Below are 26,295 nucleotides of genomic sequence, written 5' to 3'. Positions count from 1 at the left end.
AGAAGAACTGGAGCCCGGAACGACGAAAGTCGTTCCGGGCTCCAGTTCTTCGTCGGAGCTAGGCGTCTGCGGTCTGACGCTCCAACGTGAGCGCGAGCTCCGGTGTGAGGAGTGCGAATTCGTCCTGGCCGCGCTCACGGATCCACACGGGCTCGGGGCAGTGCCAGCGCTCCGCACTGAGCGTGCGGGTGACGACCTTGAACGTTGCGGTGCGCGGGAACTCGCTGCACACCCGCAGCAGGGTCGGGCGCTGCTTGGGCCCCAGATCGGGCTGCCCGTCCAGGAACTCGGCGAAGGCGACCGGATCGAAGTCCGCCGCATCCGCGGTGGGGATGACGGCGGCCATCACGCGGTCGCCGACCTCCCGATCCGGTACCGCGTACACCGACACCTGCGCGAAGCCGGGATAGCGCACCAGGATCCGTTCGATCGGTGCGGCGCCCAGGTTCTCGCCGTCCACCCGGAGCCAACCGGAGCTGCGTCCGGCGAAGTAGACGAAGCCGTCGGCGTCGCGGTAGGCGAGGTCGCCGCTCCAATACATGCCGTCGCGCAGGCGCTCGGCGTCCGCCTCGGGATTCTTGTAGTAGCCGGCGAACGCGCCCGCGCCGGAAACGTTGACCATCTCGCCCGTCGACTCCTCGGCGTTCACGAGGCGGCCGGAGGCGTCGAATTCTGCAGGCGGGCAGACGGCGCCGGTGTCCGGGTGGCGGATCTCCACGTTGTCCGGAAGGAGCCCGAGGGCGCCCGCCGGGGAGTCGGGGTGCGCCGAGATGGACACGCCGCCCTCGGTGGAGCCGAAGCCGTCGATCACGCGCGCCCCGAAGCGACGCGAGAACTCCCTGACCACCGGCGCGGAACCCTCGTTGCCGTACATGATCTTCAGCGTGTTGTCGGCGTCGTCGGAGTGCTCCGGGGTCGCCACGATGAACGACAGCGGCTTGCCGACATAGTTGGCGTACGTGACGCCGTAGCGGCGCACATCCGGCAGGAAGCCGGACGCGGAGAACTTGCGTCGCATCGCGATACCCGACCGTCCCCGCAGGGCGACGGCCCACGCGGCCATCATCGCGTTGGAGTGGAACATCGGCATCGACATGTAGACGACGTCGTCGCTGGACAGGCCGAACCGGTCCGCGAGCATCACTCCGGGATCGGCGATCTTGGTGTGCGTGCACCGCACGGCTTTCGGATCGCCACTCGTACCCGACGTGAAGATGAGCATCAACAGGTCGTCGGGCGCGGCCGTGGGCGGGATTGCGGGGCTGCCCGCGAAGGGGGACAGGATCTCCGCCCAGTCCGGGGAGTCCACGTTGATCACCCGGACATCGCCGAGGTCGATGTCGTCGAGAAGGTGGGCCTGGGTGTTCTCGGTGAACACGATCTGGCAGTCCGACAGTGCGATGTCGCGGGCCAGGGCCTCACCGCGCCGGGTGGTGTTGAGGCCGGCGAGAACGGCACCGGAGAACGCGGCGGCACCGAGCAGGGAGCCCCCCCCCCCGCCACCGTGGGAGTCGCTGTCATTCCCACATCATGACGATTGTGACGCCCGTCATGTTTCCCGATTTCACTGTGTGGGACCGATCCGAGTCGTTCGTTTCGGACCGCTTGTGTCCGTGGTGCTTACGCCGGAGTCGCGGCCAGGACGGCGCCGAGGCGGCGGAGCTGATCGGTCGCGGAGCCGAGCAGGAACTCCTGGCGCTTCGCGGCCAGGAAGTATCGGTGCGCCGGATGGTCCTCGTCGAGACCGACGCCGCCGTGGATGTGCACGACGGAGTGGGCGACGCGATGGCCCGCATCCGCGGCCCAGAACTTCGCGATCTCGATCTCGCCCTCCGTCGGCAGTCCCTCCGCGAGACGGAAAGCGGCCTGCCACAGGGTCAACCGCACACCCTTGACATCGATGTACCCGTCGGCGAGTCGCTGCGCGACGGCCTGGAAGCTGCCGATGGGCCGATCGAACTGGACGCGTTCGCGCGCGTAGTCGGCAGTGATCTTGAGCCCCTGGTCGAGGACGCCGAACTGGAAGGCGCTCGAGCCCACTGCGCCGCGGTCGAGGATCCACTCGACGATCTCGCCGCCCTGCTCGACGGTGCCGAGCACGCGGTCGGCGTCCAGCTGGACGTCGGACAGCTCGACGATGCCGGTGCAGCCGAAGTCCGTCGTCTGCTGGCGCGTGATCGTGACACCCGCGTCGCCCGGCTGGACCATCAGCAGCACGGTGCCGCTCTCGGTGGCGGCCGGCACGAGGATCAGGTCCGCGATCGGTGCCGCGTCGACGACGATCTTGGTGCCGCTCAGCGTCCACCCGTTCGCCGTCTGCTTCGCCCGGGTGACTGGCGCCGCGGGGTTGTCGTTGAGCTCCTCGGCGAGCCCGACAGCGATGATCTTCGATCCTGCGGCCGCGGGTGCACCCCATTCGGCACGCTGGGCATCAGAACCGAATTCGGCGATCRCGCCGGCGCCCATCACGATCGACGACAGGTACGGCACCGGCGCGACGCCGCGACCGAGTTCGATGAGGATGCTGCACTGCTCGAGAATGCCGAAGTCGTCGCCGCCGACCGACTCGGGCAGTGCTGCGCCGAGCACGCCGGACGACGCGAGCGCGTCCCACAGCTTGCGGTCGAACCGGTCCTCCGCGGAGTCGAGTTCGCGCAGGTGCTCGTTGGTGACGATGTCGGAGACGATGCCCTTGGTGAGACCTGCCAGGTCCTGCTGGGCCTCGGTGAGAGAGAAGTCCATGGTGTGGTCCTTGCTTATCGCTTGGCGTGGGGCTGGCCGAGGGCGGTCATGGCGATGATGTCGCGCTGGACCTCGTTGGTGCCGCCGCCGAAGGTGAGGATCAGTGCCGAGCGGTGCCACCGCTCGAGCCGGCCGCGCAGGACGGCGCCGGGCGAGTTCTGCCGGATGGTGGCGGACGGGCCCATGATCTCCATCAGCAGTCGGTACGCCTCGGTGGCGAACTCGGTGCCGTACACCTTGTTGGCGGACGCGGCCTCGGGGCCGGGAGCGTGGTCGGTGGCCGACGCGATCTCCCAGTTCATGAGCTTGAGGTACTCGGTCTTGGCGTGCACCCGAGCCAGATTGATCTGGACCCATTCCTGGTCGATCACCCGGCGGCCGTCGGCCAGCTTGGTGTTCTGTGCCCACTCGCGCACTTCCTGCAGCGCGGTCATGATCACGCCGGCCGACGTGAGCGCGACGCGCTCGTGGTTGAGCTGGTTGGTGACAAGCTTCCAGCCGCCGTGCTCCTCGCCGACCAGCGAGCTCTGCGGCACGCGGACGTCCTGGTAGTAGGTTGCGCTGGTGTCGGGCCCGGCCATCGTGTGGACCGGCGTGTACGAGAATCCCTCTGCGGTGGTCGGCACGATCAGCATGCTGATGCCGCGGTGCTTCTTCGCGGCCGGATCCGTGCGGCAGGCGAGCCAGACGTAGTCGGCGTACTGGATGAGGCTCGTCCACATCTTCTGGCCGTTGATGATGTAGTCGTCGCCGTCCTTGACCGCGGACGTGCGCAGCGACGCGAGGTCGGTGCCGGCGCCCGGCTCGGAGTAGCCGATCGCGAAGTGCAGTTCACCCGCGGAGATCTTGGGCAGGAAGAACGCCTTCTGTTCGGGTGTACCGAAATGCATGATCGTCGGTGCGACCGAATTGATCGTCAGGAACGGCACCGGCGCACCTGCAATCGCGGCCTCGTCGACGAAGATGAGCTGATCCATCGCGGACCGCTCCTGGCCGCCGTACTCCTTGGGCCAGCCGAGGGTGAGCCACCCGTCCTGGCCCATCTGCTGGACGACCTCGCGGTAGACGTTTCCCGCGCCGTACTCGCCGGTGGTCGCCATCAGTGCTTCTCGACGTTCCGGAGTCATCAATTTCGCGAAGTAGCTTCGCAATTCCTCGCGCAGCTTCTGCTGCTCCGCGGTGTAGGTGATATCCACTTGGTTTCTCCAATCCAGGCTATCGACGGCGCGGAATCGCGGGATTCGGCACGGTTTCTGGAAAGATCGCGGGCCACGGCCGTGGTGTTCGAGGCCGTGCGGCGGGCTGTCCGTCACCGAGGCGGAGCCGTGCAGCAGCCGCGTCGAGGATGGTTGTCCGAATCATTGCACAGCAGTGAAACGGGTTCTAGTCTTATGACCGAAGTCGTTGGACCGCAGCCCGGTGCAACGCGCTTTCCGCGAGTCTTTCGAACGAATGTGAAAAGAGGAATGGTCATGGAGGTCAGGGTCGACAGGGATCGCTGCGAGGCGAACGGCGTGTGCGTCGGAATCGCTCCCGACATCTTCGATCTGGATGACGACGAGGAGTTGATCATCTCGGCACCCGTGCCCCCGGCCGACAGGGAAGCCGACGTTCGTTCCGCGATCGCGCAGTGCCCGCGCGCTGCACTGACCGAACACTAGACCGAGCCTTGCGGCCAATGTAGAACACGTTCTACWTTGGCCGCGTCGCCGGCAGCCGCAGCGACGAGGCACCGATCGGCACGAGGCCGGTCGACGTCACGGGTACGGGAGTGCGTTCATGAGTGCAGTCAACAGTCGCGAGGTCAGCCTGGAGGGCAAGGTCGCAATCGTGACCGGCTCGGGTTCCGGCCTCGGCCGGGCCGAGGCGATCGGCCTGGCACAGTCCGGGGCGGCGGTCGTCGTCAACGATCTCGGGATCAACGACGCGGTCGAGTCCACGCTGGACGAAATCCGCACTCTCGGTGGAAAAGTCGAGTTCGTCGCCGGTGACGTCGGCGAGCGGTCCACTGCGGACGCGCTCATGGCCGCGGCGCAGGGCCTCGGCGGCGTCGACATCGTCGTCAACAACGCGGGCATCGTCCGCGACCGCATGCTGTTCGGTATGTCCGACGAGGAATGGGACCTCGTCCTCAAGGTCCACCTGCGTGGACACTTCCTTCTTTCCCGCAACGCCGCCACGTTCTGGCGGGACCAGTCGAAGGCGGCCGGTGCCCCCGTCTACGGCCGGTTGATCAACACGTCATCCGAGGCCGGACTGCTCGGCCCGGCCGGACAGCCGAACTACGGCGCCGCGAAGGCTGGAATCACGGCGCTGACGCTGTCGGCAGCGCGTGGCCTGTCCCGGTACGGTGTGCGCGCCAATGCCATCTGCCCCCGTGCGCGGACGTCGATGACGGAGTCCGTCTTCGGTAACGCTCCCGAGGGCGAGATCGATCCGCTGTCGCCCGAGCATGTTGCCGCGCTCGTGTCGTACCTGGCGTCGCCGGCGGCGGACAAGGTCAACGGTCAGGTATTCGTCGTCTACGGCCCCATGGTCGCGCTGATGGCGGCCCCCGTCGTGGAACAGCGGTTCGACGCGGCGGCGCAGTGGACGCCGGCCGATCTCGCGGACGAGATGGGCGCGTACTTCGACGACCGCGATCCCGAACGCATGTTCTCCGCATCCGAGGCGCTGAAGGGTCTCGGCTGATCGAGGCCGCTCCTCGCGACCGTGTCCCGCAATCTCCCCTGTAACGGGAGATTGCGGGATTTTCGATACATGCAGGACGAATGCGGACGAAGATGGGGCGGACGCGCGCGACGTGAGTCGGTGCGTCGGGGGAGTGGTACTTCGGGGGCATGCCGCCGCAGAACGCTGTACTGGTGTCTAGAACGCGTTCCAGTTTTTTTGTCGGCTCCTGCYGGTCCGGGGCGCTCGGGGATGGGGTCGATTGCGGTTCTGGATGATCGCGGCGATCGGGGTGGGTTGTCGATCCGGGCTATTTCGGGAGGTCGGATCGTGGCGCCGGATGGCCATGGCGTCTCCTTCACGGCCGCGGCGAAGGCGCTGTTCAGGCTCGTTTATGGGGTGGATCGACGTTCCGGGCGTTCGGCCGCTCGGCGTCCCGGCCGGCCGTGTGCAACGTCCGGTGCCGCGGCTTCGAGGCATGGCGGGCGTCGGGGTTTCGGGTCCCGCGAGTGGAATTCTGAGACTCGGACACGGTGGACCTTTGACAGGTGAACACGTTCTAGTTAATATGACCTGGATCACAGGGCGTTTGTGCTGTTCGGGCGCTCTGGGGGATGTGCTGCGTCGCGGAAGCGATCGGCGCACACACGATCGACAACGACGAGTTACGAGTACTGGTGAGGAGGAAGATGTGGTCGACCTCCTCGAAGTACCCCTGAGAGCGGCCGGCGGATTCTTCGCGATGTCGGCGGACACGCTCAAGGCCGTCTTTTCGCGTCCGTTTCAACGGCGGGAGTTCATCGATCAGGCATGGTTCGTCGCCCGCGTGTCGATGATTCCGACCGTGCTTGTCGCGATCCCGTTCACGGTGCTGGTGAGCTTCACGATCAACATCCTGCTGAGGGAGATCGGTGCGGCCGACCTCAGCGGCGCGGGTGCGGCCCTCGGCGCGGTCACGCAGGTCGGCCCGATCGTCACGGTGCTCATCGTTGCCGGTGCCGGCGCGACCGCGATCTGTGCGGACCTCGCAGCGAGAACCATCCGCGAAGAGATCGACGCGATGCGCGTGCTCGGCATCAATCCGATCCACCGACTGGTGGTGCCGCGAGTGCTGGCCTCCACCGCGGTTGCGCTCCTGCTCAACGGCCTGGTCTGCACCATCGGTATTCTCGGCGGTTTCCTCTTCTCCGTGTACGTGCAGGACGTCAATCCGGGTGCCTTCGTCAACGGCATCACCCTCCTCACCGGCTTCGGCGAGTTGATGATCTCGATGCTCAAGGCCGGTCTGTTCGGAATGATCGCCGGTCTCATGGCCGCGTATCTCGGGATGAATGTCCGGGGCGGCGCCAAGAGCGTCGGCGACGCCGTCAACCAGACCGTCGTGTTCTCGTTCATGGCGCTGTTCGTGGTCAACGTGCTCATCACCGCCATCGGTATCAAGCTGACGTCCGGATGAGTGACAGGGGGGTGAAGTAGATGGCTCTGGTGGCATCGGGGCGTTTCGTCCGCACTCGGCGGCGGATCGCAAGAACGTCGCGGTCGGTGGACAAGGTTGGCGAGCAGGCGCTGTTCTTCTGGCGCGCGCTCGTGGGGGCGCCGCGCGCGCTGGTGCACTATCGGAGGGAAGTAATCCGCCTGATCGCCGAGATCGGCATGGGCACAGGCGCGCTCGCCGTCATTGGCGGCACCGTCGTCATCGTCGGCTTCCTGACGCTGTTCACAGGCGGTGTGATTGCCGTCCAGGGCTTCAGTTCGCTCGGGAACATCGGCGTCGAGGCCCTCACCGGCTTCTTCTCCGCTTTCATCAACGTGCGCATCGCCGCCCCGGTCATCGCGGGCATCGGCCTGGCCGCCACCATCGGCGCCGGCTCCACCGCGCAGCTCGGTGCGATGCGCGTCTCGGAGGAGATCGACGCGCTCGAATCGATGGCCATTCCGTCGGTTCCGTACCTGGTGTCGACACGTGTGATGGCCGGCATCATCGCGATCGTCCCGCTGTATTCGCTCGCGGTGATCGCGTCATTCATGGCGAGCCGGTTCGCGACCGTTGTGCTCAACGGGCAGTCGGGCGGCGTCTACGACCACTACTTCTCGACGTTCCTCATACCGACAGACATCCTGTGGTCGTTCGTGCAGGCGATCGTGATGGGCGTGGCCGTGATGCTCATCCACACCTACTACGGTTTCAACGCGAGCGGTGGACCGGTGGGTGTCGGTGTCGCGGTCGGTAACGCGGTCCGCGCCTCGCTCATCGCCGTCGTGACCGTGACCCTGCTGATCTCACTGGCCATCTATGGCCAGTCCGGCAACTTCAACCTCTCGGGATAGGGGGGACGATGCCCGAAGCAAGGTGGAAGACGAAACTCGCTGCGGCCGTGATGGTATTCGGCCTCGTGGCGATCGTCGTGGTGGCGCTGACGATGTTCGTCGGTGGATTCACGAAGAGCGAACCGGTCACGGTGACAGCCTCACGCTCAGGCCTGGTCATGGAACCCGACGCCAAGGTCAAACTCCGTGGTGTCGAAGTCGGTCGGGTGGCTTCGATCGACGAGGTCGACGGCCAGGCCCGGATCAAGCTCGACATGGATCCGTCGCAGATGCACCTCATTCCCGCGAACTCTCCCGTCGAGATCAAGTCGACCACGGTGTTTGGCGCCAAGTACGTCAACTTCGTTACTCCGAGCGATCCGTCGCCCAAGTCCCTTCAGCCGGGCTCGGTGATCGGCGCCGAGAGCGTCACTGTCGAGTTCAACACGCTGTTCCAGAACCTGTCGACGCTGCTGCAGCAGATCGAGCCGGAGAAGCTCAACGCGACGCTCGGTGCCATCTCGTCGGCGCTCAATGGGCGCGGTAACGAGCTGGGAGAGCTGCTGGGCGAGACGGATGCGTACCTGAAGAAGATGAATCCGACTCTGCCGCAACTGCAGCGGGATCTCGACGCTGCGGCCACCGTGACCAACACGTACGCCGACGTCACACCGGACCTGATGACACTGCTCGGCAATCTGACCGCGACCAGCGGCAGCATCGTCGAGGAGCGGGAGAACCTGCGCATGACGCTGGAGAACGCTGTGGCCCTCGCGAACAACGGCAACCAGTTGCTCACCGACAACGAGGCGAACCTGACGCGGTCGCTTGCGCTGCTGGAGCCGACCACGGCTCTGCTGTCCGGATATTCGCCGGCCATCTCGTGCCTCATCGTCGGGCTCAACAAAGCCCGCCCGATGGCCGAACAGATCGAGGGCGGTGGTCAGGCCGGGTTCGCGATGAGCTCGAGCTTCCTGGCGGGACTGGAGCCGTACACGTATCCGAGGGATCTACCCAAGGTCAACGCCACGGGTGGTCCGAGCTGCTGGGGCCTGCCCGACTTCGACCCGCGGCGTGACGGCAACGCGCCGTTCGTCGTGACGGACAACGCGAACACCCCGTACATGCCGGCGACGAAGTCGACCCTGAGCATGCCCACGCTGTTCCAGATGCTCTACGGCGGAACCCCGGTTGCGGAGGGTCAGAAGTGATGCGCGCGACCACAGTCAAGTTCCTTGCGTTCACCACTGTCATGGTGCTGATCTTCGCCGGTCTGGCAATCGTATTCAGTCAGGCCCGATTCAGCAGCACCGACGGCTACCGTGCGGTGTTCACCAACGCGTCCGGTCTCAAGTCCGGGGAGAAGGTGCGGATCGCGGGTGTCCCCGTGGGCACGGTCAAGGGCGTCGAGGTGAACTCCGACAACCTCGCCAAGGTGACGTTCGACGTCGATGCGAAATACCCTCTGGTGCAGAGCACCCGGGCCACGGTCCGCTACGAGAACCTCGTCGGTGACCGGTACCTCGAACTGCTCGAGGGCGAGGGCTCGACGGCGCCGCTCGACACGGGCGGGACCATCCCGGAGTCGCAGACAGCGCCGGCCCTCGACCTCGACCTGCTTCTGGGTGGCTTCAAGCCGCTTCTCCGGGGACTCAGCGCTGAGCAGGTCAACGATCTGAGTGGCGCGCTGCTGCACGTCCTTCAGGGACAAGGCGGCACGCTGGTGTCGCTGCTCGGCAACACCAGTTCGTTCACGTCGACGCTCGCCGACCGGGACAAGTTGATCGGCGACGTCATCACGAATCTGAACACCACGTTGACGACCATCAACGACAAGGGTGACCAGTTCTCGTCGACGATCGACCAGCTCCAGCAATTGGTGAGCGGCTTGGCGCAGGACAAGGACCCGATCGGAGCCGCGATCCCGAAGATCGCCACGGCGACCGACGATCTTGCGCAGCTGCTCCAAGGAGCACGTCCGGATCTGCAGTCGACGATCGCCCACGCGAGCGATCTCGCGACGAACCTGCAGAACGGCCAGGACGACATCAACTGGGTGCTCGAGCGGTTGCCTGAGGCGTACCGGAAGCTGATCCGCACGGGTTCATACGGCGCGTTCTTCCAGTTCTATACGTGCGAAGTGGCGTTCAAGTTCTCCGGGCCCGACGGGAAGGAGCTGCGGGTGGACCTGCCGACCACACCGCTTCAGACAACGGGGAGGTGTGCATTCGATGGCCAAGGGTGAGCGGAATTTCACGCGCATCGGCATCATCGGTGTCGCTGTCTCGGCGTGCCTGGTGTTGGCTGGACTGCAGTACGACAGACTGCCGTTCCTGTTCGGCAACGTGCGCTACGAGGCGCTGTTCGAGGACGCGGGCGGGCTTATGCCCGACGACTTCGTGACCCTCGCCGGCGTCAACGTCGGCAAGGTGGAGAGTATCGAACTCGACGGTGCCGAAGTGCGGGTCGCCTTCTCGATGAACGAGGGTATTCGCCTCGGCGGCAGTTCGGGCGCCGACATCAAGACCAACACGATCCTCGGACGCAAGTCGCTTCAAGTGACCTCCGAGGGCGAGGACGTCATGAAGGTCGGCAGCACCATTCCGTTGGAGCGCACCAACTCTCCGTACTCGCTCAACGATGCGCTCGGGGACCTCACCTCGACCGTCTCGGATCTCGACACGAACCAGCTCAACGAGTCGCTCAACGCGGTGTCGGAGACGCTCTCCGACACCCCGCCCGAATTGCGCGCCGCGCTCGACGGCGTCACTCGCCTGTCCCAGAGCATCAACTCGCGAGACGAGTCCCTGAAGGACCTGCTGGGCCGGGCCGAGGGCGTGACGAAGATCCTTGCGGACCGCAGCGACCAGATCAACACGCTGATCCTCGACGGCAACCAGTTGCTCGGCGAACTCGACCGTCGCCGCAACGCGATCAGTGAGCTGATCACGAACGTCTCGGCCGTCTCGCAGCAGCTCACCGGTCTGGTTCAGGACAACGAGCAGCAGATGAAGCCGACGCTCGACAAGCTCAACGCGGTCGTCGCGAACCTGCAGAACAACAAGGACAACATCGGCCAGGCGCTCGAGGGTCTGGCGCCGTACGCGCGTTCGCTGGGCGAGGCTGTCGGCAGTGGCCCGTTCTTCATGGCGTATGTCGCGAACTTCAGCGTCAGCGCGCTCACGCAGACTGCGGTCGATCAACTGTTGTGGCCCGAGCATGTGCCGCAGGACCTCGCCCAGCTCCCGCCATTGACGACCGAGCTCAAGGATCCGAACCGATGAGCGACGAACAGCAGCAGACAAGTACCAGGAAGAAGTGGCTGACGATCGGTGGTGCTGCCGTCGTCGTGGTTGCCCTTCTCGTGGCCGGGGTGATCTACCTGTTCCCCGGGCTCGGAAAGACCACCATCACGGCGCAGTTCCCCTCCACCACAGGCTTGTACGCCGGCGACGACGTTCGAGTGCTCGGTGTGACGGTGGGCTCGATCGAGAGCATCGACCCCACCGGAACCGGCGCGACGGTCGTCATGAACGTCGATCGCTCGGTGGACATCCCGGCCGACGCCAAGGCGGTCATCATCGCGCCCAGCCTCGTCGCTGCGCGGTTCGTGCAGCTCACCCCGGTGTACACCGGGGGAGAGGCGATGGCAAACGGTGCTGAGATTCCGATGGAGCGCACCGCTGTTCCGGTGGAGTGGGACGAGATCAAGACGGAGCTGACGAAGCTGTCGGACGCACTCGGTCCACAGGGCGGTGCCGATCAGGGCTCGCTCGGCAACTTCATCGACACCGTCGGGGACAATCTCGACGGCAACGGTGATGCACTGCGCAGCACACTGCGCGAGCTGTCCGACACGATGAAGACCCTGTCCGACGGGCGAACCGATCTGTTCGCGACGATCCGCAACCTGCAGGTGTTCGTGTCGGCACTCGCGTCGAGCAACCAGCAGATCGTGCAGTTCGGCGGACGCCTGCAGTCCGTGTCGTCGCTGCTGGCCGACACCAGTGACGAACTCGGCACGGCGCTGCAGGATCTCGACGTCGCGATCGGCGACGTGAACCGCTTCGTCACCGAGAACCGCGCCTCACTCACCGAGCAGGTCGGCCGGTTGGCGGACGCGACCTCGGTGCTCGTCGAGAAGCGCCCGCAGCTCGAGCAGATTCTGCATGTCGCACCGAACGCCCTGGCGAACTTCAAGGACATCTACACCCCCAAGCAGGGATCGGTGAACGGTGTTATTGCCGCGAGCAACGCAAGGAACCCGATCAATATGGTCTGTGGTCTCATCGCGGGGCTCGAAACCAATGATTCGGATCGATCGGCAGACCTTTGTGCTCAGTTCCTCGGCCCGGTGCTCAACTCGATCACGACGAACTACCCGGCGATCCTGACGCGTGTAGCGGATTCCCAGGGTGCGCTGCCAGAGCAGATCGAGTTCAGCCCGCCGAGTCTCGCCGGCCAGGTGCCGGCGCGGGCGCCGTCGGGACCGTCCTCCTCCGAGATTGCGCCGCTCTTCACTATGCCGTCGGTCCAGGTGCCCAAGGACCTCAGCGAACTGCTCAATCCGGGAGGTGGGCGATGACCGGGAACCGTAAGCGAACCCGAGTGCTGGCCACGTCGGCCATCGCCCTCACCCTCACGCTGGCCGTGACAGGCTGCGAGTGGAACGGTCTCAACTCGGTTCCGTTGCCGGGCACCGAAGGCCGAGGAGACGACTCGTACACCGTGCAGGTTCAGATGCCGAACGTGACGACTATGTCGCAGAACTCACCGGTTCGGGTGAACGACGTGACGGTCGGCGCGGTCACCGGCATCGAGGTACAGGACTGGCACGCCCTCGTCACGGTGTCGCTCAACAAGGATGTGCAGTTGCCGGCCAACACGACGGCGAAGATCGGGCAGACCAGCCTGCTCGGTTCGCAGCACCTCGAGTTGTTGCCCCCGGTGGGCATCGCCCCGCAGGGAACCCTGAAGGACGGGGACGTCATCCCGCTCGAGCGAGCGGGCGCATACCCCACGACGGAGCAGACGCTGTCGTCCCTGTCGGTCGTGCTCAATGGCGGTGGCCTGGCGCAGATCAACGACATCACCCGGGAACTCAACGCGGCCCTCGGCGGGCGCGAGGATTCGATCAGAGACCTCCTACCGCAACTCGATCAGCTTGTGGGCAGTCTCGACGATCAGCGCACGCAGATCATCTCCGCCATGGAAGGGATCGATCGACTGGCCGGCACGGTGAACCAGCAGACCGACACGCTGAACCGCGCTCTCGACGGGATTCCGCCTGCCCTCGAGGTGCTGGTGGCGCAGCGTCAGAACCTGACGAATGCGCTTGTGGCGCTGGGTAACTTCAGTGACACCGCGACGCGGGTCATCAACGAGAGCGGCGACGATCTGAAGGCGAATCTTGCTTCGCTGTCACCGCTTCTGGAGCAGCTCGCCAGCACGGGTAACAACCTGACCGAGGTGCTGTCGCTGATGCTGACCTTCCCGTTCACGATGAAATACATGGATCAGGTGTTCCAGGGTGACTACGCGAACCTCAACATGATGATCGATCTGACCAACGAGCGCCTGACCAGCAACTTCATCGACTCGACGGGTTTGGGGCCGACACTCGCAGGTGTCGAGGGCGCGCTCGGGACGTTGGCGGGCACTGCCGGCCAGACCAACGATCCGCTCAAGATCCCCGAGCCGAAGAAGCCTGATCTGATCCAGCCCCAGCCCAAACCTGCGACGGCGGACGATATTCCGTCGCTGCAGATTCCTGGCCTTCCGCAACTAGGAGCGCCGACGCCATGATGCTCTCGAGGTTCGTCCGCATTCAGTTGGTGATCTTCTCGATCCTGACCGTCATCGGTCTGGTCGTGATGGGCACCCAGTACGTGCAACTGCCCGCGCTGTTCGGCATCGGGCAGAACCGCGTGACCGTGCAGCTGCCCTCGAGCGGTGGGCTGTACGTCAACGCCAACGTCGCGTTCCGCGGCACCAATATCGGCAAGGTCGACGACGTCGTGCTCACCGAGGACGGTGTGGACGCGAAGCTGTCCATCAGCAGCAGCTACGACATCCCCGCGGACCTCGACGCGGCGGTCAAGAGCGTGTCCGCGGTCGGTGAGCAGTACGTCGACCTGATTCCGCGCACAGATTCGGAGCCGTACCTCACCGACGGGGACGTGATTCCCGTGGACCGCACGAGCATTCCGCAGGACGTCGGCGTGATGCTCGACCAGGCGAACACTCTCGTCCAGAGTATCTCGAACACCCAGTTGCGCACCGTCGTCGACGAGTCGTTCAAGGCGTTCAACGGCGCCGGCCCGGACCTGCAGCGGCTCATCGACTCGGCGCGCCTGTTCGTCCAGGAGGCCAACGCCAACTCGGACGCCACCAAGACACTGATCGAACAGGCCGAGGGCCTGCTTGACACGCAAGTGGTCACGAGCGACGCGATCCGTGCGTGGACACAGAACCTGGTGACCTTCTCGAACCAGTTGCGCGCCAGCGATCCCCAGATTCGAAGTGTGCTGGCGCAGACGCCGAACGCCGCGACCGAGGCCAATGCCCTGTTCCAGGAGCTGAAGCCGACCCTGCCGCTGCTGCTCGCCAATCTGGTGAGCGTCGGTGAGGTCTCCACCATCTACCACAAGAGCATCGAGCAGGTGCTCGTGATCTATCCGCCGCTGGTGGCGTCGCTGCTGACCATGGCGATGAACGGGCCGATCGACGACGGCGCGATCGTGAACTTCGCGCTGCAGGTGAACGATCCGCCGCCGTGCACCACGGGCTTCCTCCCGGCCGACCAGTGGCGTGCACCGAACGAGAGGACGACGCCTCCCACGCCGTCGGACCTCTTCTGCAAGGTGGCCCAGGACGACCCGAGTGTGGTTCGCGGTGCGCGCAACTACCCGTGCATGGAGTTCCCGGACAAGCGGGCCGCTTCGCCCGAGGAGTGCCGTAGCGCAGCTGGATACGTTCCGCTGGGCAACAACCCGCCCAGTGGGCCGCCGCAGGATCCGTCTGTACCCTCGTACACGACGGCTCCGGCGAGCGTCGGGAGCGCGAATGTGCCTGCCACAGCGCGCCCCTACGACCCGACGACGGGCAAGTACGTCGGGCCCGACGGCCTGCTGTACTCGCAGCCGGGGCTTGCGGGAGGAACACCGAGAGAGGACACGACGTGGCAGACGATGATGACACGTCAGCAGGGCTGACACCCGACGAGTACAAGCGGCCGACACGTCGGCGTGCCAGTCGAAGTGCGGGACCGGCGAACGGCGACGGCGCACAGTCGGTGAAGAACGTACAGTCTGCCGACTCGGGTACCGGCCCCACAGGCATTATCACGTTGGAGAAGGCCCGGACGCCGGTCGTGGATGCCTCGGCGACGGAATCCTCCGCGGACACCGAGGCGGCAAACCTCTCGGGTCCGGCGGGGGAGGCTGCGTCGGACGATCGGAACCCGGTCGCCTCGACCGAACCCGGTCGGAGCCGCGGTGCGCTGGCGGCCATGATCGCTGTGGGCTTGGTGATCGTGGCGCTTCTCGGGGTCGGTGGGTGGTTGGTGTTCGAGCGGATGGCCGCCAATGATCGTGACGCCCGGCGAGAAGCCTTCATGGGAACCGCTCAGCAGACGGTCCTCAATCTCACGACGATCAAGCCGGAGACTGCCAAGGAAGACGTCGAGAAGATCCTGGCGGGGGCGAGCGGCGAGTTCAAGTCCGAGTTCGATGGCCGCGAGGACCCGTTCGTCAGCATCGTGAAGGAAGCCGGCGTGACCACGGTGGGCCGGATCGTCGCGTCCGGAATCGAGAGCGACAGCGAGGACACTGCAAAGGTTCTCGTGTCCGCGCGCGCCGATGTGACTACCCCCGACGGAGCGCAGAACGGTACGCGTGACTTCCGGATGCGAGTCACGGTGACCGACAACGACGGGACGTTGACCGCTTCGAAAGTGGAGTTCGTGCCGTGACCGACAAGAGTGTTGAGAACGAGGGCGCTGCTATGAGCACCGACACAGGTTTGCCGCCGACCGAGCTCGCGTCCGAGTCCGTGCCCGTGAAGTCCTCGTTGCCGACGGCGCTCGTGGCCGTCGCCGGCGTGGTGGTTGCAGCCCTGCTGGTGGGCGTCGGGTTTCTGGGCTGGGGCTACCTGCAGGATCGCGCCACCGAACAAGCCAGGACCGACGCGGTCCAGGCGGCAACGGCTCAGGCTACGGCGATGCTGTCTTACAACTTCAACGACGTCGACCAGCAGTTGGCTGCCGCCGGTGACGGGCTCACCGGTGACTTCAAGGCCGACTACGACAAGTTGGTGAAGGAAACGATCGCGCCGGGCGCCAAGGAGAAGAAGATCACCGTCGAAGCCACGGTGCAGGCGGGGGCGATCGAATCGGCGAGCCCTGACGACGCGGTGGTCCTGTTGTACGTCAACCAGATCACAACCAGTGAGGACATGCCGGACGCCGCCACCACCGGCAGCCGGGTGCGGATGGAGATGCACAAGGACGGCGATCGCTGGCTGACAGGGCGACTCGCGCCGGTGTAGCGATCGAACCGAACGACCGAACGACAATGGGCTCCCGCACAGCGCGGGAGCCCATTGTCGTTCGGTGGCAGTCCTATTCGGTGTACTCGCCGTCCGCGGGCAGCAGAGCCGCCCCGGCGACGCCCTGCCGGCTGAGTGCGTCGAGGAAGGACCGGGCCCAGCGGTCGACGTCATGGGCCAGGACCTGGCGGCGCAGGGCGCGCATGTGGCGTCGGCCGTCCTCCCGGTTCTGGTTCAGTGCTTCCTCCATCTTGTCCTTGACGTCGTCGAGGTCGTGGGGGTTGCACAGGAAGGCCTGGCGGAGTTCGGCTGCGGCGCCGGTGAATTCGCTGAGCAGCAGGGCGCCGCCGAGGTCGCTGCGGCACGCGACGTACTCCTTGGCGACGAGGTTCATGCCGTCACGCAGCGGCGTCACGAGCATGACGTCGGCGGCGACGAAGAACGCGATCAGCTCGTCGCGGCCGATGGGCCGGTGGATGTAGTGCACCACCGGGCGGCCCACCTCGGCGTACTCGCCGTTGATGCGGCTGACGGTCTGCTCGATCGCACCACGCATCTGGACGTAGCTCTCCACACGCTCCCGGCTGGGGGTGGCGAGCTGCACCATGACGGTGTCGGCCGGATCGACCCGGCCCTCGTTGAGCAGCTCGTACAACGCGTCGAGTCGGACGTCGATGCCCTTGGTGTAGTCGAGGCGGTCTACGCCGAGCATGATGTGCTTGGGGTTGCCGAGTTCCTTGCGAATCTGCTTGGCGCGGTCGCGAATCGACTTGCGCCGGGACAGCTCGTCGAGCTTGCCGGAGTCGATGGAGATCGGGAAGGCGCCCACCCGCACGGTGCGGAATCCGACCTGGACGACGCCGAGCTTGGACCGGACACCGACCGTGCCGCGCGAGGTCTGCTGGCCGGCGAGACGGCGCGCGAGGAACATGAAGTTCTGTGCGCCGCCGGGCAGATGGAAGCCGATGAGGTCGGCACCGAGCAGTCCCTCGACGATCTCGCGCCGCCACGGCATCTGCATGAACAGCTCGACCGGCGGGAACGGGATGTGCAGGAAGAAGCCGATGGTCAGATCGGGGCGCAGCATCCGCAGCATCTTCGGCACCAGCTGCAGCTGATAGTCCTGGATCCAGACGGTGGCACCCTCGGCGGCCGCCTCGGACGTGGCCTCGGCGAAGCGCCGGTTCACCTCCACGTAGGCGTTCCACCATTCACGCCGGTACTCCGGCTTGACGATGACGTCGTGGTACAGCGGCCACAGGGTGGCGTTGGAGAAGCCCTCGTAGTAGTCCGCGACCTCCTGCGAGCTCAGCCGCACGGGGTACAGGTCGAGGCCGTCCTCGACGATGGGCTCGAGGTCCACGTCGGGGACGCCCGGCCAGCCCACCCAGGCGCCCTTGTTGTTGCGCAGGATCGGCTCGAGGGCCGTGACGAGACCGCCGGGGCTGCGCTTCCAGCGCGTGGTGCCGTCCGGCAGCTTCTCGAGATCGACCGGCAGACGGTTTGCGACGACGACGAAGTCGGATCCTCCGCGCTCCGCGTCATCGGAGTCGGCGCCCGCAGCGCCCTCGGAACTGTTCGATAATTCCGAGAGCTCAGCCACGGATTTCCTACTCTTTCTCAGTCGTCTTCTCAGTCGTCGTTCGTCAGTCGAGCTTCGCGGCAGGTCCGATGCCGAGCATCGAGAGCAGCATGCGGCACTCGTCGGCGTCCGTGGCATACGCAGCGACGACGCGCTGGGCCTGCCGGGCGGTCTCGTCGGCTACGGGCTCGAGGTCCTCGTCCGCGATCTCGTTCTCGGCGGTCGTCTTCGCGGCCATCTTGTTCCTTCCGGCTTGCTGCTACTTCACGAGCAGGTAGTTCCTGACTGCGACTCTATGAGAACTGCCCCGGTCAGCGCCACTCACCACCGGGTTAGGGTCTACTAACACACGCTGTGGTCGAGGGCTGGAGGGTTGATGGCAGGTGGTACCGCGGTGCTGCGCCGCACGTTGGCACGGAATCGTGCGCGTCTGATCGCGGGCACGGTCCTGGTGAGCCTGCATCAGGTGGCGGAAACGGCGGTGCCGATCGCGATCGGCGTGATCGTCGACCGCGCCATCGAGACCGGCGATGTCACCGCGCTGGTGGTGTGGCTGGCCGCGCTCGCCGCGCTGTTCGTGGTGCTGACGTCGGCGTGGCGTTTCGGTGCCCGATTCATCGTCGTCGCCGTCCAGCAGGAGGCGCATCGCCTCCGCGTCGAGGTCGCCGGACGGATCCTCGATCCGCGCGGGGTCCGCACCGACCTGCGGGCCGGTGAACTGCTGACGGTGTCCACGTCCGACGCGGACCGCGAGGCCTGGATCCTCGACGTGGTCCCGCGCGTCGCGGCCGCGCTCACCGCGTTGATCGCGTCGGCGATCGCGCTGCTGTGGATCGACGTTCCGCTCGGACTGGCGGTGCTGATCGGCACCCCCGTCGTGCTCGGCCTGCTGCAATTGGCGGCGCCGTTGATCACCCGTCGGGTGACGGCCCAGCAGGAGAGCACCGCGCGGGCGGTGGGCATGGCGACCGATCTGGTCAGCGGTCTGCGGCCGCTGCGGGGCATCGGCGCGGAGGCCACCGCCGCGCGGCGCTACGGCGACGTCAGCCGCGGCGCGCTGGCCGCGACGATGCGGGCCGCGAAGGCGACCGGTGTGTTCGTCGGGGTGTCGACGACGGTCAGCGCGCTGCTCGCGGTGGCGGTGGCCGGGTTCGCGGGCTGGTTCGCGCTCGACGGCCGCATCTCGGTCGGCGAGCTGATCACCGTCGTCGGCCTGGCGCAGTTCATCTCGGAACCGCTCGGCATGCTCGCTCTGGTGCCCGGCTACTACGCGAACGCGCGGGCGTCGGCGGATCGTCTCGCGTTGGTGCTCGACGCCGAGCCGCTGCTGCCGACCGGGACCGTCGAACCCTCCGGCGCGAGCGACGTGCGGCTGCGGTCGGTCGCGTACCGGTCCCTCGACGGCGTCACCCTCGACGTCGCACCGGGCGAGCTCCTCGGAATCGTCGCGTACCGGCCCGAGGACGCCGAGGCGCTCGCCGAGGTCCTGTCGGGGCAGGTGCCGCCCGACCGTCGCGCGGGCGAGGTGCGGATCGGCGGCGTCGACGTCACGGAGCTGGGGCTCGTGCACGCGCGCCGCACGATCCTCGTCGAACCTCACCACACGGATCTGTTCGCCGGCACCGTCCACTCCAATGTCACGGCCGGGGCCGCGGACGCCGACCACGACGTCGTGCAGCACGTGCTGCGGGCGTCGGCCGCCGTCGACGTCGTGGACGCGCATCCGGACGGTCTCGATCACGAGGTGACCGATCGGGGCGCGAGCCTGTCGGGTGGTCAGCGGCAGCGGGTCGCGCTCGCCCGGGCGCTGGCGGCGCGGGCCCCGGTGCTGGTGCTGCACGATCCCACCACCGCGGTCGACGCCGTGACCGAACACGCGATCGCCGACGGCATCGCGGCCGGCCGTCACGGTGGCACCCGCGCGCACTCGACGATCCTCATCACCAGCAGCCCGGCTTTGCTGTCCGTCACCGACCGCGTGGTGGTCCTCGCGGACGGCCGCAGCGCCGCCGAGGGCACCCACGCCGGGCTGTCGGCCACCGACGAGAACTACCGGAAGGCGGTGCTGCGATGAGCGCCCCGGAGCGGCAGTTGCTGCCGATCGCGTCGGCCTCGGAGAGCTGGCGCTGGCTGCGCGGCGAACTGGGCCGGCACAAGGGCCTGGCGACACTGACCCTGCTCGTCGGGCTGATCGCGGCGGCGGCCGCGGTGGTCCCGGTGTACGTGTTCGGTGTCCTCGTCGATCGGGTGCGTGAGGGCGCCCCGGCGTCGACGATCGTCGGGGTCGTCGCCGTCATCACGGCCGCCGCGATCGTGGCGGGCGCGCTCACCGGGCTGGGTTCGTATCTCATCGCACGCCTGGGCGAGGGCACGCTGGCGCGGCTGCGGGAACGGGTGGTGGCGCGGGCGCTGCGGCTGCCGATCCCGACGGTCGAACGCGTCGGCAAGGGGGATCTGCTCTCCCGCGTCGGCGACGACGTCTCGGTGATCGGCAAGGCCGTCGCCGACGTCGTGCCGGGACTGGTGTCCGCGCTGCTGCTGGTGGTGCTGAGCATGGTGGCGATGGTCGGCATCGACTGGCGGCTGGGTCTGGCCGGGATGGTCGCGCTGCCGATGTACGCGCTCGCGCTGCGCTGGTATCTGCCCCGGTCGGGCCCGCTGTACGCCGAGGAGCGCGTCGCGATGGGGCGGCGCTCGCAGGCGCTGATCAGCAGCATGCAGGGTGTGCGCACGGTCCGTGCGTACGGCCTCGAGGACCGTCATCTCGCGGACATCGACCGGGCGTCGGCGGAGGCGCGTGATGTTGCCGTCGGGGTGTTCGGGCTGTTCACCCGCTTCGCGGGGCGTGGCAACCGAGCCGAGTTCGTGGGACTGGCGGTGATCCTCGCGGTCGGGTTCGCGCTCGTGAAGCAGGACGTCGTCACCGTCGGTCAGACCACCACCGCGGCCCTGCTGTTCCATCGTCTGTTCAACCCGATCGGCACGCTGCTCTTCACGTTCGACGAGGTGCAGTCGGCCGGCGCGAGTCTCGCCCGACTGGTGGGCGTGCTGCGGATCCCGGAGTCGGACGACGAGGGCAGGACCACCGACCCTGCCGATGCGTCACTCGAGTTGGTCGATGTGCGGCACAGCTACGACGACGACCACGAGGTGCTGCACGGCGTGAGCGTGCGGATCGAGCCGGGGGAGCGGGTGGCGCTGGTCGGTTCCACGGGCGCCGGCAAGACGACGCTCGCGGCGCTGGCGGCCGGTTCGCTGCTGTCGACGTCGGGCGCGGTGCGGCTCGGCGGCGTGCCGATCGCCGACCTCGGGGACCGGCTGCGGCGTCACGTCGCGATCGTCAGCCAGGAGGTGCACGTGTTCGCGGGCCCGCTGATCGAGGACCTGCGGCTGGCCCGGCCGGACGCGACCGTGGACGACGTCACCACCGCACTCGACGCGGTCGGGGCGCTGGCGTGGGTGCGCGCCCTCGACACCGGCCTCGACACCGTCGTCGGCGAGGGCGGCCATGCGCTGACGGCGGCACAGGCGCAGGAGCTGGCACTGGCCCGGTTGGTGCTGGCCGATCCGCCGGTCGCGGTCCTCGACGAGGCGACCGCGGAGGCCGGCAGCGCCGGCGCCCGCGAACTCGAACGGGCCGCCGATGCCGCGACCCGGGGTCGGACGACGCTCGTGGTGGCGCACCGGCTGACCCAGGCGGCGGCCGCCGACCGCGTCGTGGTGCTCGAGCACGGCCGGATCGTGGAACAGGGCACTCCCGCCGAATTGGTCAGCGCAGGTGGCCGTTACGCACAGCTGTGGGCGGCCTGGGAGGGCGCCGGTTCAGGCGAGCAACTTGGTGCGCAGGGCGTCGACGGTCTGCTGATCGACACCTAGCCCCTTGCGCACGTAGTTCTCGACGCTGCCGTACAGCCGGTTCACCTGCGCGAAAGAGGCGTCGAGCCAGGACTTCTCGACGGCGTCGGAGCGTCCGAGGTAGGTGTTGCTGGCGAGGAAGTCGGCGTACACCGTCTCCTTCGGGACCCCGAGCAGCGTCAGCAACACCGCGGTGCCCCAGCCGGTGCGGTCCTTGCCGGCGCTGCAGTGGTAGACCGTGGCGCCGTCGGTGTTGCCGGCGATCGCCGTCAGCAGGTCGCGGAACGCGACGTCGGAGCCGCGGTAGGTGACCATGAACGGGTAGCCGATGGACTGGCCGATGTCGGACGATCCGTTGACCGCCGCGTCGATCAGCGCGCGGCCCAGCGTGAGCGGCACGAACTCGTGGAATGCGATCCCGTGCTCGAACGAGACGACATCGGCCACCTGATAGCGGACGCCCTCGGGGATCCGGTCGGGGTCGTCCTTGCGCTCCCACATGTTTCGCAGGTCCACGTCGAGCGTGACGTTCGCGGCGGTCAGCGCGGCCTGATCGGCGTCGGTGAGCGAGCTGAGCCTGTTCGACCGGAACACGAGGCCGGTGCGGACCCGCTTGCCGTCGGACGTCTCGTAGTCGCCGATGTCGCGGAAGTTCTTCGCGCCCTCGAGGCGGATCGCGGTGGTGGGCTCGGTAGCCGGTTCGGCGGATGCGAGCGGAGCGACGAAGGCCGGCGCCACCAGGGCGAGCACGCCCACCACGAGCAGCAGTAGGCGGTTGACGGCGGAGCGGACGGAGCGTGTCGATCCCATGGGGTCCTCACGTCAGACGGGGTAGGTGAGCGGCCCAGTGCCCCTCTCCGATTCGGTGGGAGGGTAGCCGGTCCGGAGCGGTGGCAGCAGGCGAATCGTCGAACCCGGCAGCGCGCCGGCCACATCCGGACCGCGACGCGCTCGATGTTCACGCGTCCTTCACCCGGCGGTCAGCGGGGGCGCACCTCGTACTGTCCGGCGCCACCTAGCTTAATTGGTCCAGACCAATTATCGGATCGAGTCTGGTGACCGCGCCGAAGACAAAGGAATTCTCGTGAGACGCAAACCTATCGTGATGGCTGCCGTGGCTGCGGCGCTCGTCGCCCCGGGCGTCGCCCAGGCGGATCCCGCGTGGGGAAGTGCCGGAAGCCTCGGGTCCGGATGGGGCAGTTCCGCCGGACCGAACGACGCGCCGCCCGCCGCACCGGGCGTCAGCGTTCCCGGTGGGCGGTACGAGCACCCAGTCGAGCTGAAGTTCACTGCCGAACGGGGCACGACCGTCCGCTACACCCTCGACGGGACGACCCCGACCCGGGACAGCCAGGTCTATGCGCCCGGCCGCCCGTTGAAGATATCGGACGACACGAACGTCACCGCCGTCGCCTTCCGTGGCGATCAGGCCAGTGCCCCGGTCTCGTTCGGATACCTGATCAGGACGGCGGAGAAGCCGATCGCGCAGCTCGTGGTGATGTCGGACGTCCACGTCGGGGACTACGAGAACAACAGCAAGAAGTACGAGAGCTTCTTCGAACCATCGGATCGATCTTCCCGGAGCCTGACGCGATCCTGTCGAACGGCGACATGATCAACGACAACTGGAACGGCAAGGGGCCGGACCACAAGATCGTCTCGCGTATCTTCCATGAGAACCTCGCGCGCAAGGGCATGACCGATACCGAGGTGCTGATGTCCTACGGCAACCACGACGCGTACCTCGACGACGTCCGGGCCGGCTATCCGAAGGAATGGTTCCCGGATTCCGGCGGGGGCTACTACGAATCGCAACAACAATGACGACCGGTCGATCCACCAGCGTGATTTCACGTCGGTGAACGACGGTTCGATGTCGTACATCGAGATCGATCACGGATATCAGATGGTCACCGAGACGGGGCTCGCGAACCGCTTCGAGTCGCCGACCGCCCAGGCACTGTTCGTCGAGGTGTATCAGGATCGGACGGACATCAGCCGCATCAACATGGCCGCCGACAAGCACGACATCTACGCCGGTGGACAGTGGTCCGCGAGTTGGCAGCCGCCGTACGCGAGCGCGGGCACGCTCAGCGGCCCGGGGTGGACGGTGGAGTCGAAGGGATCCACGGGCCAGCAGATCAAGGACAACTTCCGCTACACGTCTGCGGCCCGAAACGCTGTCGCCCCCGAATTCGCCACGGCCACACCGCTGTCGGCGGTGACCGCACCCGACGGCGCTGCGGCCCTGCGGATCGAGCAGGCGCGTGACGACCAGATGGTCCACCACTACCGCGTCGACATCACGGACACGACGACCGGTACGAAGGTCGTCTCGTCGAAGGTGCTCTCGGGCTTCTACTTCATGCCGCGCCCCAACGTCCTGGACATCCCCGTCCCGGATGCGGTGGCGGGCAACACGTACGAGGCCAAGGTCGTGGCGGTGGACGCGTACGGCAATGCCTCCCCCGAGGCGACGCTGACGTTCACTCGCTGACCGTCGACCGGAACGTTCCGAACTGGGGAAGACTGTTGCCGCAGGGGTTGTCGTGCTGTCGCACGGGTTGTCGGTACTGAATCGGCATGCGGCACTCGCACAAACCCTGCGGCAACTAGCCTGTGCGCGACTCGACGGCGGCTTCGATCACGACCAACTCGACGGATCGGATGATCTGGGCCGCATCGAGACCCCCGACTTCGACGGTGACGTGTGCTGATCGTGTCGAAACAATTCCGCCGCGTGGGGCCGGGATTCGTGGCACACTGGGCGCCCGGAAGTCAGCCACGCGATCAGGAAGGAACAGTCGGATGCACATCAATACGTATTCGCAGTGCATGTCGCATCCGCTGATTCAGCGCATGGACCGGCACTCCGAGAATCCTGTCGCCACAGCCGGATTCCGCGTCCTCTGACGCCCCACTTCTCGGGGCGTGCGCGCCCCGACGGTGTAGTCGCCTTCCGGTGATCCACTGGCCGATTCAGGCCGCCACGGGCCGTGCATACCTCGAGAACCCGCCGCTCCCTTTGTGAGAGAACGAGGTTGTCGATTGTCATGGCCCGTATATCCCCCAACGCAGTCACCGCGCGCACCTGGATGAACACCCACGTTCGGGTGCTCAACGTCACGTACGAGGACTTCGACGTAGTACCAGCAGCGCGCGCAATCGTGCTGATCGCCGAAGGGCTCGCCGTCACGCTGGTCGAGCGCACCCCGCGATTCGTGGTGCGCTCCCAGCACGTCGCGTTCCCGCTCCCGTGCACGATCCAGCTGCTCGAGTACGTCCACACACCGCCGCGTCCGGTCGTCGACGACGACTCCCGGGCCGCGTTCCCGGCGATCCTGGTGCGCGATCACTACCGGTGCGCGTACTGCGGCCGGACCGGCGCTCGCACGGTCGACCACGTGTTTCCCCGCAGTCGGGGCGGTGGAGACACGTACGACAACCTGGTCGCAGCGTGTGCGGACTGCAACGGCCGCAAGGCGGACCGGACCCCCGAGGAAGCCGGCATGCCACTGCTGTGGATCCCCCGGGCGCCGCGCGAGGACCTCAAGCGTCAGCGTGCGATCTGGCGCGATCTGACCCCGACGGCGTGAATCACCCTGTAAGGAGGCACAACCGATGACCACCGTGATCTTGGCCGATCTGTTGCCGGTCACCGACGACAGCGACGACTGGGATGTCGCCGCCTGCCGCGGCGACAAGCACCCTGACCGCTGGTTCCCGGACCCGAGCGAGCCGCTCGACTACGCCGCCAGCGTCTGCGCATGCTGCCCCATCGCGGCCGCGTGTGGCGACTACGCCGTGGCCACCCACCAATCCGGTGTGTGGGGCGGACGGGAGTACCGGCGCGGCACCATGGTGCGGTAGCCCGGCGGTGGCGCCGGCGGTTTCGAGGCGGTCGCCGGGTGGCCTCGCTGATCACGGGAGTGTTCGTGCACGGCTCAGTCTCGAAACAGCGCCGCGGCCGCGAGTCCGTCGTCCAGGTGCTCGTAATCCCCGATCATCGCAGCGCGAAGGATCGCTTCGTCCATGTCGGACCCGGCGGCCAGCAGTGTCTCGAGTGCCGTGTCGTCTCCGCGCACCGCTGAACCGAACAGGTCCTCGGATGCCTGCTCGAGGAAGTCGGCGAGGGTGGAGAGCGCGGACGTGGGCTCCCGTGACGGGCCCGGTGCCAGCATCATCGGCGCGATGCGCATCGGGTCGTGGCCGACCGCAAACCACCGTCCACTGTCGTACCCGTACGCGAAGTTCGAGATGGCTTCGCTGCATGCTGATTCGAGCCACCAAGGAGTGGATCCGAGGTCCTGCAGCACCTGGCGATTGTCCTCGAGGGGGGGATCGGGGCAGGCGCGATCGAAACCGAAGATCGTCGCCCGACCGTTCGAGAGTCGGGCGAAATGGAAGTGGGAGCCGCCACCATCGTGGTAGGTGACCCGACCAGCCTCGATGGAGAAGGCGCTCTCGAGTTCCGGCAGGGAGAAGATTGCCGCGTGGACGGCAGCCCATCCCGCGAGCATCCGATGAACTGAATCCGGATCCGGTAGTTCGACCTGAATCTGTTCCATGGGGTGTGCTCTGTCGGCCGGCCC

The 26,295-nt window shown here is 66.8% G+C and carries 26 protein-coding genes and 1 pseudogene; 20 read left to right on the top strand and 7 right to left on the bottom strand.

All coding sequences use genetic code 11. From position 1 onward, the window contains the following. Window positions 1-58 precede the first annotated feature (58 nt). From AB4Z09_RS24960 to AB4Z09_RS24950, 3 genes and pseudogenes are all read right to left on the bottom strand, one after another. Window positions 59-1,483: pseudogene (locus AB4Z09_RS24960) on the bottom strand (long-chain-fatty-acid--CoA ligase); the annotation flags it as partial. A gap of 137 nt (window positions 1,484-1,620) precedes the next feature. Continuing rightward, the gene (locus AB4Z09_RS24955; protein ID WP_442240910.1) at window positions 1,621-2,742 is read right to left on the bottom strand and encodes an acyl-CoA dehydrogenase family protein; all 1,122 of its coding nucleotides are present in this window, start codon (window positions 2,740-2,742) and stop codon (window positions 1,621-1,623) included. A gap of 14 nt (window positions 2,743-2,756) precedes the next feature. After that, window positions 2,757-3,938 carry an acyl-CoA dehydrogenase family protein gene (locus AB4Z09_RS24950; RefSeq protein ID WP_429520029.1) on the bottom strand — a complete coding sequence of 394 codons (1,182 nt, stop codon included), beginning with the start codon at window positions 3,936-3,938 and terminating at the stop codon, window positions 2,757-2,759. A gap of 276 nt (window positions 3,939-4,214) precedes the next feature. On the opposite strand from AB4Z09_RS24950, the gene AB4Z09_RS24945 reads away from it, so the two are divergent. From AB4Z09_RS24945 to AB4Z09_RS24890, 12 genes are all read left to right on the top strand, one after another. Then, window positions 4,215-4,403 carry a ferredoxin gene (locus AB4Z09_RS24945; RefSeq protein ID WP_114720967.1) on the top strand — a complete coding sequence of 63 codons (189 nt, stop codon included), beginning with the start codon at window positions 4,215-4,217 and terminating at the stop codon, window positions 4,401-4,403. 118 nt (window positions 4,404-4,521) lie between these two features. Continuing rightward, entirely contained in the window at window positions 4,522-5,433 is a 912-nt protein-coding gene (locus tag AB4Z09_RS24940) for a 3-oxoacyl-ACP reductase (protein WP_442240909.1), read from the top strand. Window positions 5,434-6,103: 670 nt separating this feature from the next. After that, window positions 6,104-6,868: an MlaE family ABC transporter permease gene (locus AB4Z09_RS24935; protein ID WP_114720517.1), complete on the top strand. Its 765-nt coding sequence runs from the start codon at window positions 6,104-6,106 to the stop codon at window positions 6,866-6,868. Between the two features lie 20 nt (window positions 6,869-6,888). Next, a complete protein-coding gene (locus AB4Z09_RS24930) occupies window positions 6,889-7,740 on the top strand; it encodes an MlaE family ABC transporter permease (protein WP_442240908.1) in 852 nt (283 codons plus the stop codon). Between the two features lie 8 nt (window positions 7,741-7,748). Next, the gene (locus tag AB4Z09_RS24925; protein ID WP_442240907.1) at window positions 7,749-8,930 is read left to right on the top strand and encodes an MCE family protein; all 1,182 of its coding nucleotides are present in this window, start codon (window positions 7,749-7,751) and stop codon (window positions 8,928-8,930) included. After that, on the top strand, window positions 8,930-9,964 hold the full coding sequence (locus AB4Z09_RS24920; RefSeq protein WP_429520033.1) for an MCE family protein: 1,035 nt from the start codon (window positions 8,930-8,932) through the stop codon (window positions 9,962-9,964). Before AB4Z09_RS24925 ends, AB4Z09_RS24920 begins: the two co-directional genes overlap by 1 nt. Then, a complete protein-coding gene (locus AB4Z09_RS24915) occupies window positions 9,951-11,003 on the top strand; it encodes an MCE family protein (RefSeq protein WP_442240906.1) in 1,053 nt (350 codons plus the stop codon). The genes AB4Z09_RS24920 and AB4Z09_RS24915 overlap by 14 nt, the downstream gene beginning before the upstream one ends. Then, window positions 11,000-12,304: an MCE family protein gene (locus AB4Z09_RS24910; RefSeq protein ID WP_429520035.1), complete on the top strand. Its 1,305-nt coding sequence runs from the start codon at window positions 11,000-11,002 to the stop codon at window positions 12,302-12,304. The genes AB4Z09_RS24915 and AB4Z09_RS24910 overlap by 4 nt, the downstream gene beginning before the upstream one ends. Continuing rightward, entirely contained in the window at window positions 12,301-13,524 is a 1,224-nt protein-coding gene (locus AB4Z09_RS24905; RefSeq protein ID WP_429520036.1) for an MCE family protein, read from the top strand. Before AB4Z09_RS24910 ends, AB4Z09_RS24905 begins: the two co-directional genes overlap by 4 nt. Further along, the gene (locus tag AB4Z09_RS24900; protein ID WP_442240905.1) at window positions 13,521-14,933 is read left to right on the top strand and encodes an MCE family protein; all 1,413 of its coding nucleotides are present in this window, start codon (window positions 13,521-13,523) and stop codon (window positions 14,931-14,933) included. Before AB4Z09_RS24905 ends, AB4Z09_RS24900 begins: the two co-directional genes overlap by 4 nt. Continuing rightward, complete coding sequence (locus AB4Z09_RS24895) at window positions 14,900-15,691, top strand: hypothetical protein (protein WP_429520038.1); 792 nt, start codon at window positions 14,900-14,902, stop codon at window positions 15,689-15,691. The genes AB4Z09_RS24900 and AB4Z09_RS24895 overlap by 34 nt, the downstream gene beginning before the upstream one ends. A gap of 32 nt (window positions 15,692-15,723) precedes the next feature. Continuing rightward, window positions 15,724-16,266 (top strand): h domain protein, encoded by a 543-nt coding sequence (locus AB4Z09_RS24890; protein ID WP_442240904.1) that lies wholly within the window; start codon window positions 15,724-15,726, stop codon window positions 16,264-16,266. A gap of 73 nt (window positions 16,267-16,339) precedes the next feature. On the opposite strand, the gene AB4Z09_RS24885 is transcribed toward AB4Z09_RS24890, so the two are convergent. Further along, entirely contained in the window at window positions 16,340-17,869 is a 1,530-nt protein-coding gene (locus AB4Z09_RS24885; RefSeq protein ID WP_114720535.1) for an alpha,alpha-trehalose-phosphate synthase (UDP-forming), read from the bottom strand. 43 nt (window positions 17,870-17,912) lie between these two features. Further along, a complete protein-coding gene (locus tag AB4Z09_RS24880; protein WP_174908216.1) occupies window positions 17,913-18,086 on the bottom strand; it encodes a hypothetical protein in 174 nt (57 codons plus the stop codon). 138 nt (window positions 18,087-18,224) lie between these two features. Here AB4Z09_RS24880 and AB4Z09_RS24875 point away from each other — a divergent pair, with 138 nt between their 5' ends. Continuing rightward, window positions 18,225-19,922, top strand: a complete 1,698-nt coding sequence (locus AB4Z09_RS24875; protein ID WP_442240903.1) for an ABC transporter ATP-binding protein — start codon at window positions 18,225-18,227, stop codon at window positions 19,920-19,922. Next, window positions 19,919-21,724 carry an ABC transporter ATP-binding protein gene (locus AB4Z09_RS24870; protein WP_442240902.1) on the top strand — a complete coding sequence of 602 codons (1,806 nt, stop codon included), beginning with the start codon at window positions 19,919-19,921 and terminating at the stop codon, window positions 21,722-21,724. The genes AB4Z09_RS24875 and AB4Z09_RS24870 overlap by 4 nt, the downstream gene beginning before the upstream one ends. Here the strand turns inward: AB4Z09_RS24870 and AB4Z09_RS24865 are convergent. Beyond that, window positions 21,671-22,513 (bottom strand): tyrosine-protein phosphatase, encoded by an 843-nt coding sequence (locus tag AB4Z09_RS24865; RefSeq protein ID WP_442240901.1) that lies wholly within the window; start codon window positions 22,511-22,513, stop codon window positions 21,671-21,673. The two genes, AB4Z09_RS24870 and AB4Z09_RS24865, sit on opposite strands and share 54 nt — an antisense overlap. A 274-nt stretch (window positions 22,514-22,787) precedes the next feature. Here AB4Z09_RS24865 and AB4Z09_RS24860 point away from each other — a divergent pair, with 274 nt between their 5' ends. The 6 genes from AB4Z09_RS24860 to AB4Z09_RS24835 all read left to right on the top strand — a co-directional run bounded on the left by AB4Z09_RS24860 (window position 22,788) and on the right by AB4Z09_RS24835 (window position 25,573). Further along, a complete protein-coding gene (locus AB4Z09_RS24860; RefSeq protein WP_442240900.1) occupies window positions 22,788-23,318 on the top strand; it encodes a chitobiase/beta-hexosaminidase C-terminal domain-containing protein in 531 nt (176 codons plus the stop codon). Then, the gene (locus AB4Z09_RS24855; protein WP_442240918.1) at window positions 23,267-23,527 is read left to right on the top strand and encodes a metallophosphoesterase; all 261 of its coding nucleotides are present in this window, start codon (window positions 23,267-23,269) and stop codon (window positions 23,525-23,527) included. Before AB4Z09_RS24860 ends, AB4Z09_RS24855 begins: the two co-directional genes overlap by 52 nt. Before the next feature lie 49 nt (window positions 23,528-23,576). Further along, window positions 23,577-24,200 (top strand): hypothetical protein, encoded by a 624-nt coding sequence (locus AB4Z09_RS24850; RefSeq protein ID WP_442240899.1) that lies wholly within the window; start codon window positions 23,577-23,579, stop codon window positions 24,198-24,200. A 52-nt stretch (window positions 24,201-24,252) separates the two neighbouring features. After that, a complete protein-coding gene (locus AB4Z09_RS24845) occupies window positions 24,253-24,420 on the top strand; it encodes a hypothetical protein (RefSeq protein WP_429520052.1) in 168 nt (55 codons plus the stop codon). Between the two features lie 336 nt (window positions 24,421-24,756). After that, the gene (locus AB4Z09_RS24840) at window positions 24,757-25,299 is read left to right on the top strand and encodes an HNH endonuclease (protein WP_174908222.1); all 543 of its coding nucleotides are present in this window, start codon (window positions 24,757-24,759) and stop codon (window positions 25,297-25,299) included. A gap of 25 nt (window positions 25,300-25,324) precedes the next feature. Next, window positions 25,325-25,573, top strand: coding sequence for a WhiB family transcriptional regulator (locus AB4Z09_RS24835; protein ID WP_114720543.1), 249 nt, complete (start codon window positions 25,325-25,327; stop codon window positions 25,571-25,573). A gap of 74 nt (window positions 25,574-25,647) precedes the next feature. Here AB4Z09_RS24835 and AB4Z09_RS24830 read toward each other — a convergent pair whose 3' ends face one another. After that, complete coding sequence (locus tag AB4Z09_RS24830) at window positions 25,648-26,271, bottom strand: hypothetical protein (protein WP_174908224.1); 624 nt, start codon at window positions 26,269-26,271, stop codon at window positions 25,648-25,650. Window positions 26,272-26,295 lie beyond the last annotated feature (24 nt).

Source organism: Rhodococcus sp. TAF43, from assembly GCF_052113525.1.
GTDB lineage: Bacteria > Actinomycetota > Actinomycetes > Mycobacteriales > Mycobacteriaceae > Prescottella.
Note: the sequence above shows the minus strand (reverse complement) of the source record. Positions and strands in the feature narration are given on the sequence as shown.

What these genes read in the sequence shown, in the direction of transcription:
- AB4Z09_RS24865 (WP_442240901.1), bottom strand. Translation starts at nt 22,513, where the DNA reads ATGGGATCGACACGCTCCGTCCGCTCCGCCGTCAACCGCCTACTGCTG.
- AB4Z09_RS24905 (WP_429520036.1), top strand. Translation starts at nt 12,301, where the DNA reads ATGACCGGGAACCGTAAGCGAACCCGAGTGCTGGCCACGTCGGCCATC.
- AB4Z09_RS24840 (WP_174908222.1), top strand. Translation starts at nt 24,757, where the DNA reads ATGGCCCGTATATCCCCCAACGCAGTCACCGCGCGCACCTGGATGAAC.
- AB4Z09_RS24880 (WP_174908216.1), bottom strand. Translation starts at nt 18,086, where the DNA reads ATGGCCGCGAAGACGACCGCCGAGAACGAGATCGCGGACGAGGACCTC.
- AB4Z09_RS24900 (WP_442240905.1), top strand. Translation starts at nt 13,521, where the DNA reads ATGATGCTCTCGAGGTTCGTCCGCATTCAGTTGGTGATCTTCTCGATC.
- AB4Z09_RS24850 (WP_442240899.1), top strand. Translation starts at nt 23,577, where the DNA reads ATGTCGTACATCGAGATCGATCACGGATATCAGATGGTCACCGAGACG.
- AB4Z09_RS24915 (WP_442240906.1), top strand. Translation starts at nt 9,951, where the DNA reads ATGGCCAAGGGTGAGCGGAATTTCACGCGCATCGGCATCATCGGTGTC.
- AB4Z09_RS24875 (WP_442240903.1), top strand. Translation starts at nt 18,225, where the DNA reads ATGGCAGGTGGTACCGCGGTGCTGCGCCGCACGTTGGCACGGAATCGT.
- AB4Z09_RS24925 (WP_442240907.1), top strand. Translation starts at nt 7,749, where the DNA reads ATGCCCGAAGCAAGGTGGAAGACGAAACTCGCTGCGGCCGTGATGGTA.
- AB4Z09_RS24920 (WP_429520033.1), top strand. Translation starts at nt 8,930, where the DNA reads ATGCGCGCGACCACAGTCAAGTTCCTTGCGTTCACCACTGTCATGGTG.
- AB4Z09_RS24890 (WP_442240904.1), top strand. Translation starts at nt 15,724, where the DNA reads ATGAGCACCGACACAGGTTTGCCGCCGACCGAGCTCGCGTCCGAGTCC.
- AB4Z09_RS24835 (WP_114720543.1), top strand. Translation starts at nt 25,325, where the DNA reads ATGACCACCGTGATCTTGGCCGATCTGTTGCCGGTCACCGACGACAGC.
- AB4Z09_RS24940 (WP_442240909.1), top strand. Translation starts at nt 4,522, where the DNA reads ATGAGTGCAGTCAACAGTCGCGAGGTCAGCCTGGAGGGCAAGGTCGCA.
- AB4Z09_RS24910 (WP_429520035.1), top strand. Translation starts at nt 11,000, where the DNA reads ATGAGCGACGAACAGCAGCAGACAAGTACCAGGAAGAAGTGGCTGACG.
- AB4Z09_RS24830 (WP_174908224.1), bottom strand. Translation starts at nt 26,271, where the DNA reads ATGGAACAGATTCAGGTCGAACTACCGGATCCGGATTCAGTTCATCGG.
- AB4Z09_RS24930 (WP_442240908.1), top strand. Translation starts at nt 6,889, where the DNA reads ATGGCTCTGGTGGCATCGGGGCGTTTCGTCCGCACTCGGCGGCGGATC.
- AB4Z09_RS24870 (WP_442240902.1), top strand. Translation starts at nt 19,919, where the DNA reads ATGAGCGCCCCGGAGCGGCAGTTGCTGCCGATCGCGTCGGCCTCGGAG.
- AB4Z09_RS24945 (WP_114720967.1), top strand. Translation starts at nt 4,215, where the DNA reads ATGGAGGTCAGGGTCGACAGGGATCGCTGCGAGGCGAACGGCGTGTGC.